Source organism: Pseudomonas sp. AC463, from assembly GCF_979253585.1.
Window position 1 is genome coordinate 1 of sequence record NZ_CEEDDZ010000788.1, and the last position, 259, is coordinate 259.

The 259-nt window shown below is 69.9% G+C and carries 1 protein-coding gene; it reads left to right on the forward strand.

Translation table 11 applies throughout. The features are described 5' to 3' along the window. Positions 1-259, forward strand: a 259-nt coding sequence (locus AC0IYH_RS32375; protein ID WP_471838430.1) for a phosphoadenosine phosphosulfate reductase domain-containing protein, incomplete at both ends; no start/stop codon positions are given.

Genomic DNA, 259 nt, shown 5'->3' on the forward strand with positions numbered 1-259 from the left:
GGCTTCCAGTCCGGCACCCGCATCGCGCTGCCACGGTTCGAGGAGGATGAGGGGCGGCTGAAGATCAACCCCCTCGCCGACTGGCCGAAGGAGCGGCTGGAGGCGTATTTCGCGGAGCACGACCTGCCCCGGCATCCGCTGGAGGCGCAGGGCTATCTGTCGATCGGCTGCGCACCCTGCACCAGCAAGGTCGCACCGGGCGAGGACCCGCGATCGGGCCGCTGGCGCGGGTGGGACAAGGTGGAATGCGGTATCCACG